Below are 19,011 nucleotides of genomic sequence, written 5' to 3' on the forward strand. Positions count from 1 at the left end.
TTAGAAGAATTTGATGCCAATCGACAGGCGATTATCAACCCACAAGACCGACACGAACCAATTGAAGGATTTCCCAAAGTAGTCATCTCTTGCTTTTCAAGAGTAACTTTTGCGCGTCTCCTTGAAAATTATGAACATGAGGTCATTACAAGAACTTCCATTTCCAACTTTGAAGTCTTAGTCTATGGGATTACGATTGAAGACCAACAGATTGCTGTCTTTAATGCACCAGTTGGGGCTGCTTCCTGTGTAGGGATTATAGAGGATTTGATTCAATTTGGGATGGAAAAACTAGTGCTCTTTGGGACCTGTGGGGTTTTGGACCAAGATATTGAGGCGACCTCCATCATCATTCCAACAGCAGCTCTTAGAGACGAAGGGACCAGCTACCACTATCTTCCGGCTAGTGATGAAGTGGAAGTAAATAAGGAAAGCCTTCCTCTCTTCCAAGCTTTTCTGGACAGTCACAAGGTTTCTTATCAGTCAGGAAAAGTGTGGACAACCGATGCTCCCTATCGGGAAACCATCGACAAGATGAAGCGTCGAAAGGAAGCAGGAGCCATCTGCGTCGATATGGAGTGCTCTGCCGTGGCGGCATTAGCAGCTTTTAGGGGCTTTGAACTCTGCCATTTCTTCTACGCTGCGGACCACCTCTCGGAAGAAAAATGGGATATCAGAACCTTATCTAGTCATTCGGACTTAGATAGTAAGGACCGAATCGCAGACTTGGCAATACAATTTGCGCTCTTTTGGGAAAAGGCTGACTAAATAAACCAAATTGAGATTTATCTTCAGTTACCAAAAAGTTACTAAAATTTGAAAAACGAGTCTATTTTGCAAGATTCAAAAGTCCTAAACCCCTATTAAATCAAGGTTATAAGGCTCAAAAAATGTAGTTATGGAACTCAAAATCCAGTGTCCGCAAGGACGTGCCGGTTCGACCCCGGCCGCCGGTATAGTACTAAAGACAAGGTTTTCGGACCTTGTCTTTTTCTTTTATTTGTTCAATTTGTAACGCTGAGTTACTTAACAGTTACTAAAAATTGTTTTTATTGTTTTCTGAAAATACTTTGACTATTTTCCTTTACTGTGTTATAATTAACCGGTAAAGTATTTACTGGTTAATAGAAAGGAAGTTCCTATGAAAGTCGCTAATCAGATCGATGAGTTTTTAAATTCTATTTTACTTATTTCTGAGAATCAGCATGAAGTGTTGATTGGTTCTTGTACTAGTGGTTTTTCTTTAACCAATACGCAAGAACACATTTTAATGTTACTATCAAAGAATAATTATTCCAATTCTGAGCTTGCTAAATTGTTGAATGTTAGTCAAGCTGCTGTTACTAAGGCTGTTAAACAATTACTTTCTTTTGGGATGTTAGAAGCTCTAAAAGATGAGAAAGACGCTCGGATTGTTTTGTACCGTTTAACAGATTTGGGGCGTCCAGTTGCTGAGGAACATTCTCATCATCATGATCATACTTTGGCTGTTTATAATCAAGTTTTGAGCGAATTCTCTCAAGAAGAACAAATGGTTATTTCTAAATTTTTATCCCGCTTATTGGAGGATCTTCGTTAATGCGTTATATCACTGTTAAAGATCTTTCATTTTATTATGATCGAGAGCCTGTTCTAGAAGGTGTGAATTATTACTTGGACAGCGGGGAGTTTGTGACGCTGACTGGTGAGAATGGCGCAGCCAAATCTACTTTGATTAAGGCAAGTCTTGGCATCTTAAAACCAAAAGTAGGGATTGTTGAAATTGCTAAGGAAAATGTAACTGGTAAAAAATTACGAATTGCCTATCTTCCCCAACAAATTGCAAGCTTTAATGCTGGCTTTCCCAGTTCTGTTTATGAGTTTGTGAAATCGGGGCGGTATCCTCGTAAGGGTTGGTTTCGTCGGTTAAATCATCATGATGAGGAGCACATTTTAGCTAGTTTATCTGCTGTTGGGATGTTAGAGCATCGTGATAAACCATTAGGGGCTCTATCCGGTGGCCAGAAACAACGGGCTGTCATTGCACGAATGTTTGCGTCTGATCCAGATATTTTTGTCTTGGATGAACCGACTACTGGGATGGATGCTGGTAGTAAGGATGAGTTTTATGAATTGATGCACCACAGTGCCCATCATCATGGGAAGGCCGTTTTGATGATTACGCATGATCCTGAAGAGGTGAGTCATTACGCAGATCGCAATATTCACCTGGTGAGAAAACAAAATTCTCAATGGCGTTGCTTTAATGTCCATGAGAAAGATGGAGGTGAGGACCATGCTTAGTCTCTTTCAGTATGATTTTATGCAACGGGCTTTGTTGGCGATGGTTGCTATGAGTCTCTTCTCTCCTATCTTAGGTGTATTTTTGATTTTACGTCGCCAGAGCTTGATGAGTGATACGCTGAGTCACGTTTCTCTATCAGGGGTTGCTTTTGGTCTTTTCCTTGGTTTCTCCCCGACTATTTCTACAGTCATTGTGGTGATTATAGCGGCTGTATTTTTAGAGTACTTACGAACAGTCTATAAAGATTTTATGGAAATAGGGACAGCGATTCTCATGTCGACGGGCTTGGCCTTGGCTTTGGTGATCATGAAGGGTGGCGGTAAAAGCTCCATGAGTTTGGACCAGTACCTATTTGGTTCTACCTTGACCATTACCGATGAGCAAGTGCTAGCTCTGTTTGTCATAGCGGCGATTGTTTTATGTTTGACGGTTCTCTTTATTCGTCCGATGTATATTCTTACGTTTGACGAGGATACAGCTTATGTAGATGGTTTACCCGTGCGTCTCATGTCTATCTTGTTTAATATTGTGACAGGGGTGGCTATCGCCTTGATGATCCCGGCTGCGGGTTCCTTGTTGGTATCTACCATCATGGTCTTGCCAGCTAGTATTGCTTTAAAGCTAGGAAAAACCTTCCGTTCAGTCATGCTTTTGGCAGTGGTCATTGGTTTTGTAGGGATGGTCAGTGGTCTCATTCTTTCTTATTATCCGGATACACCGGTTAGTGCGACCATTACCCTCTTATTTGTATCCTTCTTTTTGCTCTCAAATCTTTTTGTTAAATTTAGAAAATAGGTGATCTTATGAAAAAACTTGCATGGCTGGTGTTAGCCTTTTGTAGTCTTCTTTTAGTAGCTTGTAGTGGTGGTCAAAATCAGTCAGGAAAATTGAAAGTCATGACGACATTCTATCCTGTCTATGAATTTACTAAGCAAGTCGTTGGAGACGAGGGAGATGTGGAGCTCTTGATCGGGTCTGGTTCGGAACCCCATGATTTTGAATTATCTGCCAAGGGTCGCGCAAAGATCCAAGAGTCAGATGTCTTTGTCTATGAGAACGAGAACATGGAAACGTGGGTGCCTCAGTTGTTGAAATCAATGGATGGCAAGAAAACCAAGGTTGTCAAAGCGACGGAGAATATGCTGCTTTTACCAGGTGGTGAAGAAGAGCATGACCATGAGGGAGGGGAAGAACACCATCATGAGTACGATCCCCATGTCTGGCTTTCTCCGCAGAGAGCCATTAAAATGGTGGAAACGATTCGTGATCAACTGGTGAAACAGTACCCAGATAAAAAGGCTAGCTTTACAGCTAATGCGGATGCCTATATTGCCAAGTTGAAAAAATTGGATGACAGCTATACGAAGAGCTTATCTGAAGCGAAACAGAAAAACTTTGTTACTCAACACGCAGCTTTCCGTTATTTGGCCCTGGACTATGGCTTGAATCAAGTTTCTATTTCAGGTTTGTCACCAGATAGTGAACCGTCTGCGACTCGCTTGAGTGAATTGACAGAGTACATCAAGAAGAATGACATCAAGGTCATCTACTTTGAAGAAAATGCTTCTAAATCCTTATCGAAAACCTTGTCTGCTGAAACCGGTGTGGATCTAGCTGTTTTGAATCCATTAGAGAGCTTGACAGATGAGCAGATGAAAGATGGTGAAGACTACATCTCTATCATGGGAGCCAACCTCAAATCTTTGGAGTTAACAACAATTCAAGCTGGAAAAGAAATCGCTCCAGAAGAGGAAGAAGACACCAAAACAGTAGCCAATGGCTACTTTGAGGACAGTGCTATTAAGGACCGAACTCTTTCAGACTATGTAGGTGATTGGCAGTCTGTGTATCCTTATCTAAAAGATGGAACCTTGGATCAAGTCTTTGACTACAAAGCTAAATTAACCAAGTCCAAAACAGTTGAAGAGTATAAAGCCTACTACACCACAGGTTATAAAACAGATGTCGACCGGATTGTCATTACAGACAAAACCATGACCTTCTATAAGAATGGCGAAGAGAAGAAGTTCGAATACCGCTATGCTGGGAAGCATACGCTAAACTATACAAAAGGGAATCGTGGAGTGCGGTATCTCTTTGAAGCAACTGATCCGAATGCGGGTGAATTCAAGTATGTTCAATTCAGTGACCATCAAATTGCTCCTAATAAGGCAGCTCACTTCCATATTTTCTTCGGTGGGGAAAGCCAAGAGGCTCTTTATAAGGAATTGGAAAATTGGCCTACTTACTACCCAAGTGACCTATCCGGATTCGAAATTGCGCAGGAAATGTTGGCCCATTAATCAATTAGAGAAGGAACCAGTTGGTTCCTTTTTTGATAGTAACAGAAACTTGTCAAATTGCTAGAAAAAGGATAAAATTAGGCTTATAGAATAGATTGAATATGGGGAGATTCATGATGAAAAAGTATCGTTTGCTATTGTTGATTTCTGCTCTACTGTTTTTCCTTGGAGCCTGTGGTGATAAAAAGCAGGAGACAGGATCTGAAAGTAAAGAAAGTACAGTTCGTCAATCGAAGGATAGCTCAGCTACTAGTGAAACAAAGAAAGCTGAGAGTTCGAGTGATAAGAAAGAGAAAACAAAGATGGATATTGAAGCAATCGCTCAAGGGGATTATAGTAGTGTAGCTGGTGTCTGGAAAGATGATAAGGGGAATAAACTCGTCTTTGATCAAAATGGTTTGGTCTCTAACGAATATGAGTCTTATGGTCTTTCCTTGACGGATTATGGAACTGTTTCAGGAGGAGTCTACGGAGGAGTTACAGGAGGATTTTTGATGGAATTCATCCCTGCCGGGCTTACGATTGATGACCAAACGGACGAAAATGGAGAAGTCATCTTCCATGATGATTCTGATGTTAATAAGGACCGTCTCTGGACCGGAACTGGGATGTACAGTTTTACGGAACAAGGTTCTTTCCTCTATAAGGTTGGGAATTAGCTAGTATATGTGTAATGAAAAAGAATGAAGAGTGTCCTACTCTTCATTCTTTTTTAGATTTTAGGGAGCCAAGAAAGGTAGAAGTCTAGCTTCTCCGCTTTCAAGAGGTCTTGGTGGCTCACTCTGTCGACCTTTTTTCCATCAAGAGAAGCATCTTGAAGAAAGTGTGCTTGGGCTGTGTGAGCTGTGCTATGGATATGCAGCCATTTTTTCTCTTGAGGGAGAAAGAGGTGCAAGTGTTTGAAGAGGGGAATCCCTAGGTCATAGACTGGCTTGCCTGGACAAGTTGGATAGAGTCCTAAAACCGACCAGATATACCAGGAGGATAGGCTGCCATTATCTTCATCTCCTGGATAGGCTTGAAAGCTTGGCTGGAAGGCTTCCTTGCGAAGGGCCTGGATTAGGATGCTAGTGTATTCCGGGTGTTGGCTATAGCGGAAGAGATAGGGGATGTGAAAACTCGGTTGGTTTGAAATGGCAATTTGTCCAAAAGGAGCTTGGGCCATCTCACTCATTTCATGAATTTCGTAGCCATAGCCCGTCACTTCGTAATGCGGTGCTTGAGTGGCTAGTCGAGTTAAGTAGTGGGTAAATCCTCCTTCTCCACCAAAGAGTTGCTTGAGGCCCTCGATGTCGTGAAGGGCGCCTAAGGTTGCCTGAATGGCAGAGCACTCTGCATAGTCGCGTCCCCAACTGATGGGGGAAAAGTCTGGTCTGAAATGGCCCTTCTTATCTTTGGCCCGGATATAACCTGTTTCTGGATCAAAGAGGGTTCGATAGGAAAGACTAGACTGGGCATATTCTTTGGCCAACTCTTCCTTGCCAAGTAGCTGGGCAGTTTGGGCGATACAAAAATCGCTATAGGAGAAGTCAATGGTGTGACTCACGCTTTCGTGATAGTCAGTGGATAGATAGCCTAATTCCTTGTATTCTTTAGCTCCTCGTCGACCGTAATGACCATTTGGGTCTTCCTTCCTAGCTGTATCTAGCATGGCTTCAAAAAGCTCCGTGTGGAGGTCGGGAGCTAGGCCTTTTTGAATGGCATCGGCAATGACCCCATCAATGAGGGTTCCAGGCATCATGCCTCTTTCGTCCGGCGCTAGCCATTTAGGGAGGAAACCGGTATCTCGGTAATGGCTGAGGAAGCCTTCGAGAAATTCCTGGTAAAGCTCGGGATAGACTAGGCTATAGAGAGGAAAGGTGGTCCGAAAGAGATCCCAGAAGCCCAAACTCGTGAAGTATTTTCCTTCTTGAATGCGGTTGTGGGCGAAATCGCGATGGACTGCTTTCCCCTCAGGGGTTACTTCATAACAAGTCTGAGGAAAGAGCAGACTACGGTAGAGACAGTGATCGAAAAATGTTCGATCCTCTCCGCCCGTATCTAAAATTTCAAATCGGTCCATTAGCTCTTGCCATTTGCGGCTCGCTTTTTCTTTCATCTCTTCAAAGCTAGCTGTAGGAAGGTGAGATTCGGCCAACTCAGGGTTGATAAAGGAAGTGCCTAATCGAGCTTCTAGGGTAGGGCTGTCAAATTCTAGGATCAAATCCTGTCCTAGCCAGTGAGTGCGAGTGATGGCTTGGTCAAATTCGACATGAAGATAGAAAGGATAGGTTTGTTGGTCGGTATGATTTTGGTCTAGGATGTAGAAATGTAGATTCGTTTCTCCGAATTCTACTTCAGCTAGTCCATTGGGGCAATGAATGGCCAGTGAAAGTGCAGACGGCCCTCTAAAGCGGAGAATGGCCCCGTAGAGGCTGGGTGTCAGCTCTGTATGGACTTGATAGCGCTCTGAGGTGAGAGCTAAATAATGGGGCTGAAAGACAGCTTCTTGGACCCGGTAACTGCTCTGTCTGAAATAGAGGTCTTCTTGAGTCGGAATGTCTGTTAGTGGGGTGAGGAGACACCAGGAAAAATCTCCAATCCAAGGGCTAGGCTGATGGGTCAAGCGAATACCTTGAAAGATAGGAAGGTTGGGGTTGAAAAACCAAGCGTCCTGTTCATGTGTCGTCTGTGGAAGGAAATAATTCATCCCAAAAGGAACTCCTGTGTAAGGAAGGGTGTTGCCGTTAGAATAAGCTGAGTGATTGTCTGTTCCTAAGCGGGTATCAATATGAGTAATATCGGTCTTCATGCGGGACCTCCTGTGTCATACTAGGGCCTTCAAGCCCTTTTCTTTCTTTATTTTAGCAGAAGCCCCTCAAATGGGAAAGTCTTTTTCAAAACTAGAAAAGTTTGTAGAAAAAGGGCTATAATTTGCGTATGTATTTCCCATCTGAAATCTTTTATACTGAATAGGAAAGAATCGATACGTGTGAGGAAAAGGAATGACTTATTCAAAAGAAATCGTCAGAGAATGGCTGGACCAAGTAGCAGAACGTGCCAAGGAGTACCCGGAGTGGGTGGATGTGTTTGAGCGTTGCTACACAGACACTTTGGATAATACAGTTGAAATTTTAGAAGATGGGTCAACCTTTGTGTTGACAGGGGACATCCCAGCTATGTGGTTGCGTGACTCAACGGCTCAATTGAGACCCTATCTTCATGTGGCAAAAAGAGACCCTCGTTTGCGCCAGACCATTGCTGGTTTGGTCAAGCGCCAGATGACCTTGATCCTCAAGGATCCCTATGCTAACTCTTTTAATATTGAGGAGAACTGGAAAGGCCACCACGAGACTGACCACACCGATTTGAATGGCTGGATTTGGGAACGTAAGTATGAAGTGGACTCGCTTTGCTATCCCTTGCAATTGGCTTACCTCCTGTGGAAGGAAACTGGTGAGACTAGCCAATTTGATGAAACCTTTGTCACAGCGACCAAGGAAATCCTTCATCTCTGGACAGTGGAGCAAGACCACAATAACTCACCATACCGTTTCGTCCGTGATACCGATCGTAAGGAAGATACCTTGGTAAATGACGGCTTTGGGCCTGACTTTGCTGTGACAGGGATGACCTGGTCAGCCTTTCGTCCAAGTGATGACTGCTGTCAGTATAGCTACTTAATTCCGTCAAATATGTTTGCAGTGGTTGTCTTGGGTTATGTCCAGGAAATCTTTGCAGCATTGAATCTAGCCGATAGTGAGAGTATCATTGCAGATGCAAAACGCCTGCAGGCTGAGATTCAAGAAGGAATCGAAAATTACGCCTACACTACAAATAGTAAGGGCGAGAAAATTTATGCCTTTGAGGTAGACGGTTTGGGAAATGTTAGCATCATGGATGATCCAAACGTACCAAGCTTGTTGGCAGCTCCTTATCTTGGCTACTGCGCGATCGACGATGAGGTCTACCAAGCTACTCGTCGGACTATTTTGAGCCCTGAAAATCCTTACTTCTATGAAGGAAAGTACGCAAGCGGACTCGGAAGTTCTCATACCTTCTATCGCTATATCTGGCCGATTGCCCTGTCGATCCAAGGTTTAACAGCTACAGATAAAGCTGAGAAGAAATTCTTGCTGGATCAGTTGGTTGCCTGCGATGGTGGAACAGGTGTCATGCACGAAAGTTTCCACGTGGATGATCCAACCAAATATTCGCGTGAATGGTTCTCTTGGGCCAACATGATGTTCTGTGAATTAGTCTTGGATTACTTGGATATCCGCTAATACTCTTCAAAAATCAAATTCAAACCACGTCAGCTTCGCCTTGCCGTATATATGTTACTGACTTCGTCAGTTCTATCTACAACCTCAAAGAAGTGCTTTGAGCAACCTGCGGCTAGCTTCCTAGTTTGCTCTTTGACTTTCATTGAGTATAAGGAGCACGCTTTAGCTTCACTGATTCTTGTTAGAATCACAAGTTTATATTTAAAACATTAAAAATTTAAGTTAGAATGAGGTTTTACTCATGGAAAATGTTGTTGTACACATTATCTCTCACAGCCACTGGGATCGTGAGTGGTATTTACCTTTTGAAAGTCACCGCATGCAATTGGTGGAACTTTTTGACAATCTCTTTGATCTTTTTGAAAATGACCCTGAATTCAAAAGTTTCCACTTGGATGGACAAACCATCGTCCTCGATGACTATTTAGAAATTCGCCCTGAAAATCGCGACAAGGTACAGCGCTATATCGACGAGGGCAAGCTCAAGATTGGTCCCTTCTATATTTTGCAGGATGATTACCTGATCTCTAGTGAAGCCAATGTCCGCAATACCTTGATTGGACAGGCTGAATGTGCCAAATGGGGCAAATCAACTCAAATTGGTTACTTCCCTGATACCTTTGGAAATATGGGACAAGCTCCTCAAATCCTTCAAAAATCAGGGATCCACGTAGCAGCCTTTGGGCGTGGAGTGAAGCCGATCGGATTTGACAACCAAGTTCTCGAAGATGAGCAGTTTACCTCTCAATTTTCTGAAATGTACTGGCAAGGGGCGGATGGTAGCCGTGTACTCGGCATTCTATTTGCTAACTGGTACAGTAATGGGAATGAAATTCCAGTGGATAAAGATGAAGCTTTGGCTTTCTGGAAACAAAAATTGGCAGACGTTCGTGACTATGCATCGACCAACCAATGGTTGATGATGAACGGTTGCGACCACCAACCGGTTCAACGGAACTTGAGTGAAGCTATTCGCGTGGCCAATGAGCTTTTCCCTGATGTGACCTTTATCCATAGTTCCTTTGATGACTATGTGCAAGCAGTGGAAAGTGCGCTTCCTGAACAATTATCAACGGTTACGGGAGAATTGACCAGTCAGGAAACCGATGGTTGGTACACACTTGCTAATACCTCTTCTTCACGTGTTTATCTCAAACAAGCCTTTCAAGAAAACAGCAATTTGCTAGAGCAAGTGGTGGAACCTTTGACCATCCTTACAGGTGGCCACAATCACAAGGATCAATTGACCTATGCCTGGAAGATGCTCTTACAAAATGCGCCACACGATAGTATCTGTGGTTGTAGTATTGACGAAGTTCACCGTGAAATGGAAGTTCGTTTTGCCAAGGTCAACCAAGTTGGAAACTTTGTCAAGACCAACCTTCTGAATGAATGGAAAGATAAACTCGCGACTCAGAAAGCTCAGAGTGAGCATCTCTTTACAGTTATTAACACTGGCTTGCATAGCAAGGTGGACACTGTCAGCACGATTGTCGATGTAGCGGTTTGTCCATTTAAGGAATTGCATCCGACAGAGGGCTTCAAGAAAATGGCCGCTTTGACCTTGCCAGACTATCACGTAGAGGATTTAGAGGGTCATCTTGTAGAGGCGGAGATTGAAGACTTGGGGGCAAGCTTTGGCTATACCCTGCCTAAGGATAAATTCCGCCAACCCTATATTGCGCGTCAAGTGCGCGTGACGGTTCCGGTTCACCTAGCGCCTCTTTCTTGGACCACCTTCCAGCTCTTGGAAGGAAAAGCTTCCCATCATGATGGGATTTACCAAAATGGGGTTCTCGATACGCCGTTCGTAACCCTCAGTATTGATGATGGCTTGACCCTTTACGACAAGACGACCAATGAGGCTTATGAGGACTTCCTTGGCTTCGAAGACCGCGGTGATATTGGCAATGAATACATTTACTTCCAACCAAAAGGAACAGAACCCATCTATGCGGAGCTGAAAGCTCATGAGGTCTTGGAAAATAATGCTCGCTATGCCAAAATCTTGCTCAAGCATGACTTGACCATCCCAGTCAGCGCGGATGAACAATTGGATGCGGAACAAAGAGGCATTATCGAGTTTATGAACCGAGAAGCAGGACGGTCAGAAGAGCTGACAACCATTCCGTTGGAAACAGTGATGACCGTCTTTGTGGATGACCCGCAAATTCGCTTCAAGACGCGCTTTACCAATACTGCTAAGGATCACCGCATTCGTCTCTTGGTCAAAACTCATAACACTCGTCCAAGCAATGACTCGGAAAGCATTTATGAGGTCGTGACACGGCCGAATAAACCAGCAGCTTCTTGGGAAAATCCTGAAAATCCACAACACCAACAAGCCTTTGTCAGCTTGTATGATGATGTTAAAGGAGTGACCGTAGCCAACAAAGGATTGCATGAATACGAAATTCTTGGAGACGACACCATAGCTGTAACCCTTCTCCGTGCTTCAGGGGAACTCGGTGACTGGGGCTACTTCCCAACACCAGAAGCCCAGTGCTTGCGAGCTATCGAAGTTGAGTTTGCAGTAGAATGCCATCAGGCTCAGGATCGTTTCTCAGCCTTTCGTCGTGCCAAAGCCTTCCAAGTGCCATTTACAGCTCTTCAAGTTGCAAAACAAGAGGGTAGCGTTGCAGCAACAGGTAGTCTCTTCAACCATCCAGCACTGAATTTGCCACAAGTCTGCCCAACAGCCTTTAAAGTTGCTGAGAATGAAGAAGGTTACGTCCTTCGTTACTACAACATGAGCCAAGAAAATGTTCGCGTGTCTGACAAACAACAAACCATTCTTGACTTGCTGGAACGCCCATATCCAGTTCATTCAGGACTATTGGCACCACAAGAAATTCGTACAGAATTGATCAAAAAAGAAGAAATTTAATTTCAAAAAGTAAACATAACAAGAAAGGAGGAGCGACAAAGTAAGAATCGATTGCTGACTCGCTCCTTTTTACAGGTAAAAGCTATGACCCTTGCAACGATTGATATCGGAGGGACTGGGATTAAGTTTGCCAGTATCACTCCTGATGGAAAAATTTTAGATAAGGCCAGCACCCCAACGCCAGAGACTCTGGAAGAGTTGCTAGCTTGGTTGGAGCAACGCTTGTCAGAACGTGACTACCGTGGGATTGCTATGAGTGTGCCAGGGGCTGTTAACCAAGAAACCGGGGTGATTGAAGGAATCAGTGCCATTCCTTACATTCATGGTTTTTCTTGGTATGAGGTTCTTGCTCATCACCGACTTCCTGTCCATCTAGAAAATGATGCTAACTGTGTCGGACTGAGTGAACTGCTAGCTCATCCTGAGATTGAAAATGCAGCCTGTGTCGTGGTTGGGACAGGGATCGGTGGGGCCATGATCATCAATGGCAAGCTACACCGTGGTCGTCATGGTTTGGGCGGTGAGTTTGGCTACATGACCACCATCGAGCCGGCAGAAAAGCTCAACAACTGGTCGCAACTCGCTTCTACAGGAAATATGGTTCGCTATGTCATCGAAAAATCTGGTCAGACTGACTGGGACGGCCGCAAGGTGTACCAAGAGGCAGCAGCAGGAAATGCCCTCTGCCAAGAAGCCATTGAACGCATGAACCGTAACCTAGCTCAAGGCCTGCTCAATATCCAGTACCTAATCGACCCAGATGTCATTAGCCTAGGTGGTTCTATCAGTCAGAACCCAGATTTTATCAAAGGGGTGCAAAAAGCGGTAGACGCCTTTGTGGAAAGATATGAAGAATATACCATCGCTCCAGTCATTCAAGCCTGCACCTATCACGCAGATGCCAATCTCTACGGTGCCCTTGTCAACTGGTTACAGGAGGAAAACCAATGGTAACTTTTACAGGACTTAGTCCCAAACAAGCCCAAGCTATCGAAGTCTTAAACAATCACATTTCTCTACCGGATGTAGAAGTAGCGGTCGCTCAGTCTGACCAAGCTTCTATCTCTATCGAGGGTGATAATGGGCAGTATCAACTGACCTACCGCAAACCTCATCAACTCTACCGTGCCTTGTCTGTGCTCGCAACAGCTTTAGCAGAAGGGGACAAGGTAGAGATTGAGGAAAAAGCTGCCTATGAAGATCTAGCCTACATGGCAGACTGTTCGCGCAACGCCGTGCTCAATGTCGCATCGGCCAAGCAGATGATTGAAGTCTTGGCTCTCATGGGTTATTCAACCTTTGAGCTTTACATGGAAGACACTTATCAGATTGAAGGGCAACCTTATTTTGGTTATTTCCGTGGAGCTTATGCTGCTGAAGAGTTGCAGGAAATCGAAGCCTACGCCCAACAGTTTGACATGACTTTTGTCCCATGCATCCAAACCTTGGCACACTTGTCAGCCTTTGTCAAATGGGGTGTCAAGGAAGTGCAGCAACTCCGCGATGTAGAAGATATCCTCCTCATCGGTGAAGAAAAAGTCTACGACCTGATTGACGGTATGTTTGCGACGTTATCTAAACTACAAACTCGCAAGGTCAACATTGGGATGGATGAAGCTCACTTGGTTGGTTTGGGACGCTACCTTATCTTGAACGGTATTGTGGACCGTAGTCTCCTTATGTGTCAACACTTGGAGCGCGTGCTGGATATTGCAGACAAGTATGGTTTCCACTGCCAGATGTGGAGCGATATGTTCTTCAAGCTCATGTCAGCAGATGGCCAGTACGACCGTGAGGTAGAAATTCCAGAAGAAACTCGTGTTTACTTAGACCGTCTAAAAGACCGTGTGACCTTGGTTTACTGGGATTATTATCAGGATAGCGAAGAAAAATACAACCGTAACTTCAGTAACCACCACAAGATTAGCCAGGATATCGCCTTTGCAGGTGGGGCTTGGAAGTGGATTGGCTTTACACCTCATAATCATTTCAGTCGTCTTATCGCTCTTGAAGCCAACAAAGCCTGCCGTGCCAATCAAATCAAGGAAGTTATTGTGACTGGCTGGGGGGACAATGGTGGTGAAACGGCCCAGTTCTCGATTCTACCAAGTTTGCAAATCTGGGCGGAGCTCAGCTACCGCAATGATTTAGAGCGTCTATCAGCTCACTTCAAGACCAACACAGGCTTATCGGTTGAGGACTTTATGCAACTTGATCTTGCCAACCTCTTGCCAGACCTACCAGATAATCTCAGTGGTATCAACCCCAACCGCTATGTCTTTTATCAGGATGTTCTCTGCCCAATTCTTGACAAGCACATGACACCTGAACAGGACAAGCCACACTTTGCCCAAGCAGCTGAGATTCTTTCTGACATTAAAGAAAAAGCGGGCACTTATTCTTATCTTTTCGAAACTCAGGCCCAGTTGAACCAGATTTTAAGCAGTAAAGTGGATGTGGGCCGACGCATTCGTCAAGCCTATCAAAAAGGTGATAAAGAGAGCTTGCAACAAATTGCTAGGGAAGAATTACCAAAACTCAGAAGCCAGATTGAAAACTTCCACAAGCTCTTTAGCCACCAATGGTTGAAAGAAAACAAGGTCTTTGGCTTGGATACAGTAGACATTCGTATGGGTGGGCTCTTGCAACGCATCAAGCGCGCAGAAAGCCGCATTGAAAACTACCTAGCAGGCGAAATCTCTCGTATCGACGAACTAGAAGTAGACATCCTGCCATTTAATGATTTCTACGGAGACAAGGACTTCGCAGCGACGACGGCCAACCAGTGGCATACTATTGCGACAGCTTCAACCATTTATACGACCTAATCCAAAAGGCTGTCTTTAAAGAAAATGAATTTTAAGGAGGAGAAGGATTTCCTATGAAAAGAGGAATTTCTTCTCCTTTTTTCTCCATTTTTAAGGCTATGTCATAAATTTGTAGAATTTTTTCTATAATTAGGAGTTTGAAAAAGTTTTCATAGAGTTTTATAATAAAAAATGTAAACGTTACCAAAAAAATAAAATGACAAAGGGGGGAGTCAGATGAAAAAGTTTGTTAAGACCTTGAGAGAAAATCTCATTTTCTTCTTGATGGTTTTACCAGGTGCAGCGTGGTTGATTTTATTCTTCTACATACCTGTTTTGGGAAACGTTGTCGCATTTAAAGACTATCATATCACCGGAGAGGGATTTATTGATAGTGTAATGAAGAGTAAGTGGGTAGGATTTGATAACTTCAAATTTCTCTTTAGTTCTAAAGATGCTTATATCATTACAAGAAATACCGTCCTTTACAACCTTGCCTTTATTTTCTTGGGCTTGATTGTTTCCGTTGGGATTGCCATTATCTTTAGTGAGATGCGTTCCAAACGGTTGGTTAAAGTGTTTCAAACATCAATGTTGTTCCCCTATTTCTTGTCATGGGTTATCATCAGCTTCTTTACAGATGCCTTCTTAAACGTCGATAAAGGCTTGATTAACCATATCTTAACATCACTTGGGATGAAAGGAATCAACTTCTATACAGAGGTTGCCATTTGGCCAGCGCTTCTCCTCTTCTTAGGAATCTGGAAAGGCTTTGGTTATAGCAGTGTTATGTACTATGCAACCATCATGGGGATTGACCCAACCTTCTACGAAGCCGCAACAGTGGACGGAGCATCTAAGTGGCAGCGAATCCGCCACATTACCATTCCTCAGTTGGCTTCCTTGATTACGGTCTTGACCATCCTTGCCATCGGAAATATCTTCCGTGCTGACTTTGGATTGTTCTACCAAATCCCACATAACTCAGGTGCCCTTTATAGTGTGACAAACGTAATTGATGTCTATGTCTACAACGGACTTGCTAAATCAGGAGATATTGCGATGGCCGCAGCGGCTGGTCTTTACCAATCAGTTGTCGGATTGATTCTCGTTTTACTTTCTAATATTGTAGCACGTCGGATTGATAAGAATGCAGCGCTCTTCTAGAAAGGAGGATACCATGGCAAAATCAAAAATTAAAAAAGAAAAAGTTGATAATGTTGGGATCCACTCCTTCAGTAAGAAAGCAGACATCTTCTTTAGTAGCATCGTCGGCTTGGTTGCTCTATCCTGTATCTTGCCCTTCATCTTCGTTGTCATGATTTCCTTGACAGATGAACAAAGTTTGGCAATTAACGGCTTCCAATTTTGGCCTGCTAAATTCGGTACAGATGGCTATCTTTTCCTTGTTCAATTTAAGGATAAGATTCTTCAAGCCCTCTTCATTACCTTGTTTGTAACGATTGTAGGGACAGCATGTAATGTTTTCATTACAACGACCTACGCCTACGCGATCTCTCGTAGAACCTTTAAGTACAGAAACTTCTTTACTGTCTTTGCCCTCTTGAGTATGCTCTTTAGTGCAGGGATGGTACCAGGATATATCGTTACCACTCAGTTGCTTCATTTAGGAGATACCGTTGGAGCCCTCATCATTCCGATGTTATTGAGTCCTTTTAACATTATCTTGATGCGGACCTTCTTCAAACGGACGATCCCAGAAGCCATTCTTGAGTCTGCTCGGATAGATGGAGCCAGTGAGACACGGATCTTCTTCCAGATCTGTTTGCCACTTTCTCTCCCAGGGATTGCTACCATCAGTCTCTTCACAGCCCTCGCCTTCTGGAATGACTGGTTCAACGCTCTCCTCTATATCAAGAGTGAAAACCTCTATCCCCTTCAATACTTGCTGATGCAAATCCAAAATAATATGGATTACATCTCTAAATCCGTCGGTGCATCTAGCCAAATCGCTGGTGCAGTCCAATCCCTTCCTAAGGAAACTGGACGGATGGCCATGGTGGTGGTGGCAACAGTTCCAATCGCTATCCTCTATCCATTCTTCCAACGTTACTTTGTAAAAGGATTGACCATCGGTGGTGTGAAAGAGTAAGCGAACTTTTCTCACCCACCCTTCATAATGTTAATAAAGAAAAATAAAAAAGGAGTTTTTCTCATGAAAAATTGGAAAAAATATGCTTTAGCTTCTGCTAGCGTTCTCACACTTGGAGCAACTCTTGCTGCTTGTGGTAACTTGACAGGTGATAACCAAAAATCATCTAAGAGTGAAGACGGTAAAACAGTTATCAAAATGTACCAAATCGGTGACAAACCGGATAACTTGGATACCTTGTTAGAAAATGCGAACAAGATCATCGAAGAAAAAGCTGGCGTTAAATTAGACATCCGATACCTTGGTTGGGGTGACTACGACAAGAAGATGAACGTTATGATCTCATCTGGTGAAAGCTACGATATTGCTTTCGCAAACAACTATGTCATCAACGCTCAAAAAGGTGCTTACGCTGACTTGACAGACTTGTACAAGAAAGAAGGAAAAGAGCTTTATGAAGCACTTGACCCTGCTTACATCAAAGGGAATACTGTCAACGGTAAGATCTACTCAGTTCCAGTTGCAGCCAACGTTGCATCTTCACAAAACTTTGCCTTCAACGGACCACTTCTTGAAAAATATGGTATCGACATCTCAAACGTCACAGACTATGCTTCTCTTGAACCAGTCTTGAAAGCGATCAAAGAAAAAGATCCAAACGTTGTTCCATTCGCAATGAACAAGAGCTACGGTGGACCTTCTGATGACTTCGATTACATCGCAGTAGATGGACTTCCATTCGTTGTCGATTTGCAAGGTGACACAACTAAGATCGTTGACCGTTATACAATCCCACGTTATGTTGAAAACTTGAAGACTCTTCATAAATACTATGAAGCTGGCTACATTCCAAAAGACGTAGCTACAAGCGACACTGGATATGACCTTTCTCAAGATACTTGGTTGGTACGTGAAGAAACAGTAGGACCTGCTGACTACGGTAACAGCTTGCTTACTCGTGTAGCAAACCGTAAGATCGAGATCAAACCATTCACTCAACTTTACAAGAAGAACAACACTACTCAAGTTGCAAACTTTGTTATCTCAAACAACTCTAAGAACAAAGAAAAAGCAATGGAAGTATTGAACCTCTTGAACACAAACCCAGAACTATTGAACGGTCTTGTTTATGGTCCAGAAGGCAAGAACTGGGAAAAAGTTGAAGGTAAAGAAAACCGTGTGAAAGTCTTGGATGGCTACAACGGAAACACTCACATGTCAGGATGGAACACTGGTAACAACTGGATCCTTTACATCAACGAAAACGTAACCGATGAACAAATTGCACAATCTAAGAAAGACTTGGAAACTGCAAAAGAATCTCCAGCACTTGGATTCATCTTCAACACTGAAAACGTGAAATCAGAAATCACTGCCCTTACAAACACTTTGAACCAATTCACAAGTGCCATCAATACAGGTACAGTAGATCCTGAAGTTGAAATTCCTAAGATGCTTGAAAAATTGAAATCAGAAGGTGCCTACCAAAAAGTCTTGGATGAAATCCAAAAACAATACGATGAGTACCTTGCTGCTAAGAAATAAGCTAACAATACTTGCTTAAGTCTATCAAAAGACTTTGAGGTCTTCGCACTTCAAAGTCTTTTCTGTTGATGATTTCGAAATCGAAACCATCAGAGGAAATGTGCTATAATATAGGGTATAATCATCAGTTGTACTAGGGAAACTATACTAAGTCGTACGCTCCCCTCTACAACAAATGAACATGGAGACACATTATGGGAAGAATGATTGAATTAATTTTTACAAGGGTCTATTTAGCCATGCTGGCAACAGGGATCTTTTGGGCTTTAACCTTCTGTGGAGGGATTCTATTTGGATTTGGGCCGGCTAGTGCAACGATTATGAGTCTATATGCCGAACATGGATCTGATTACAAGCAATATGGTTGGTCTGAGGCTTGGTCGCTCTATAAAGAAAATTTCCGTCGGGGCAACCAGGTTTTCTATACATTTTTTTTAATCGAAGCTATTCTTATTTATGGCATGTATCTGATGGTTCAATTGCCCCACTTGTCCCTGTTTCAGATTTTTATCTTATTGGTCAATTTGATTTTCTTATTGGTGGCTCCCCTGACTTTTGCAGTCTATCTCAAGCTTCAAGTCCATTTTGACTTGTCCTATCTTAATAGCTTGAAGTTGAGTTTCATTGGTGCTTTTCTGGATATTCGTGCAGTGACCAAGTTTCTCTTTGGGACCTTTCTGTTAGGGGTTGTTACCCATTTCGTTCCGGCTTTATTCTTCTTTGTTTTACTGGGCTTGTGGCATTTCTTTGTCAATGATATTTTTCAACCAGTCTATGAAACAATTCGCTCTAAAGTGGTTTCTTAAT

At 43.2% G+C, this 19,011-nt stretch carries 15 protein-coding genes; 14 read left to right on the forward strand and 1 reads right to left on the reverse strand.

Going from position 1 to position 19,011, the window contains the following annotated elements; all coding sequences use genetic code 11:
* From ADF75_RS05825 to ADF75_RS05850, 6 genes are all read left to right on the forward strand, one after another.
* Nucleotides 1-768 (forward strand): nucleoside phosphorylase (locus ADF75_RS05825; protein WP_048789460.1); only part of this gene is annotated, 768 nt, incomplete at its 5' end.
* Between the two features lie 373 nt (nt 769-1,141).
* Nucleotides 1,142-1,579, forward strand: a complete 438-nt coding sequence (locus ADF75_RS05830) for a zinc-dependent MarR family transcriptional regulator (protein ID WP_048717496.1) — start codon at nt 1,142-1,144, stop codon at nt 1,577-1,579.
* Nucleotides 1,579-2,283: a metal ABC transporter ATP-binding protein gene (locus tag ADF75_RS05835; RefSeq protein WP_048789461.1), complete on the forward strand. Its 705-nt coding sequence runs from the start codon at nt 1,579-1,581 to the stop codon at nt 2,281-2,283. Before ADF75_RS05830 ends, ADF75_RS05835 begins: the two co-directional genes overlap by 1 nt.
* The gene (locus tag ADF75_RS05840; protein WP_023022055.1) at nt 2,276-3,079 is read left to right on the forward strand and encodes a metal ABC transporter permease; all 804 of its coding nucleotides are present in this window, start codon (nt 2,276-2,278) and stop codon (nt 3,077-3,079) included. Before ADF75_RS05835 ends, ADF75_RS05840 begins: the two co-directional genes overlap by 8 nt.
* A gap of 8 nt (nt 3,080-3,087) precedes the next feature.
* On the forward strand, nt 3,088-4,587 hold the full coding sequence (locus ADF75_RS05845) for a zinc ABC transporter substrate-binding protein AdcA (protein ID WP_048789462.1): 1,500 nt from the start codon (nt 3,088-3,090) through the stop codon (nt 4,585-4,587).
* A gap of 113 nt (nt 4,588-4,700) precedes the next feature.
* Nucleotides 4,701-5,246, forward strand: a complete 546-nt coding sequence (locus ADF75_RS05850; protein ID WP_048789463.1) for a DUF6287 domain-containing protein — start codon at nt 4,701-4,703, stop codon at nt 5,244-5,246.
* A 53-nt stretch (nt 5,247-5,299) separates the two neighbouring features.
* Here ADF75_RS05850 and ADF75_RS05855 read toward each other — a convergent pair whose 3' ends face one another.
* On the reverse strand, nt 5,300-7,378 hold the full coding sequence (locus ADF75_RS05855; protein ID WP_048789464.1) for a GH92 family glycosyl hydrolase: 2,079 nt from the start codon (nt 7,376-7,378) through the stop codon (nt 5,300-5,302).
* A gap of 193 nt (nt 7,379-7,571) precedes the next feature.
* On the opposite strand from ADF75_RS05855, the gene ADF75_RS05860 reads away from it, so the two are divergent.
* The 8 genes from ADF75_RS05860 (at nt 7,572) to ADF75_RS05895 (ending at nt 19,010) form a co-directional block, all read left to right on the forward strand.
* Nucleotides 7,572-8,852, forward strand: coding sequence for a glycoside hydrolase family 125 protein (locus tag ADF75_RS05860; RefSeq protein ID WP_048691324.1), 1,281 nt, complete (start codon nt 7,572-7,574; stop codon nt 8,850-8,852).
* Nucleotides 8,853-9,093: 241 nt separating this feature from the next.
* On the forward strand, nt 9,094-11,739 hold the full coding sequence (locus ADF75_RS05865; RefSeq protein WP_048789465.1) for an alpha-mannosidase: 2,646 nt from the start codon (nt 9,094-9,096) through the stop codon (nt 11,737-11,739).
* 84 nt (nt 11,740-11,823) lie between these two features.
* Nucleotides 11,824-12,693, forward strand: coding sequence for an ROK family protein (locus tag ADF75_RS05870; protein ID WP_048789505.1), 870 nt, complete (start codon nt 11,824-11,826; stop codon nt 12,691-12,693).
* Nucleotides 12,687-14,567: a beta-N-acetylhexosaminidase gene (locus ADF75_RS05875; protein ID WP_048789466.1), complete on the forward strand. Its 1,881-nt coding sequence runs from the start codon at nt 12,687-12,689 to the stop codon at nt 14,565-14,567. The genes ADF75_RS05870 and ADF75_RS05875 overlap by 7 nt, the downstream gene beginning before the upstream one ends.
* A 216-nt stretch (nt 14,568-14,783) precedes the next feature.
* Nucleotides 14,784-15,713: an ABC transporter permease gene (locus tag ADF75_RS05880; RefSeq protein WP_023022063.1), complete on the forward strand. Its 930-nt coding sequence runs from the start codon at nt 14,784-14,786 to the stop codon at nt 15,711-15,713.
* A gap of 13 nt (nt 15,714-15,726) precedes the next feature.
* A complete protein-coding gene (locus ADF75_RS05885; RefSeq protein ID WP_048789467.1) occupies nt 15,727-16,659 on the forward strand; it encodes a carbohydrate ABC transporter permease in 933 nt (310 codons plus the stop codon).
* Nucleotides 16,660-16,722: 63 nt separating this feature from the next.
* Nucleotides 16,723-18,204 carry an ABC transporter substrate-binding protein gene (locus ADF75_RS05890; protein ID WP_048789468.1) on the forward strand — a complete coding sequence of 494 codons (1,482 nt, stop codon included), beginning with the start codon at nt 16,723-16,725 and terminating at the stop codon, nt 18,202-18,204.
* 194 nt (nt 18,205-18,398) lie between these two features.
* Nucleotides 18,399-19,010, forward strand: coding sequence for a YesL family protein (locus ADF75_RS05895; RefSeq protein ID WP_048789469.1), 612 nt, complete (start codon nt 18,399-18,401; stop codon nt 19,008-19,010).
* Nucleotide 19,011: the final 1 nt, after the last annotated feature.

It is taken from the genome of Streptococcus sp. 1171_SSPC, assembly GCF_001069335.1.
Taxonomy (GTDB): Bacteria; Bacillota; Bacilli; order Lactobacillales; family Streptococcaceae; genus Streptococcus; species Streptococcus xiaochunlingii.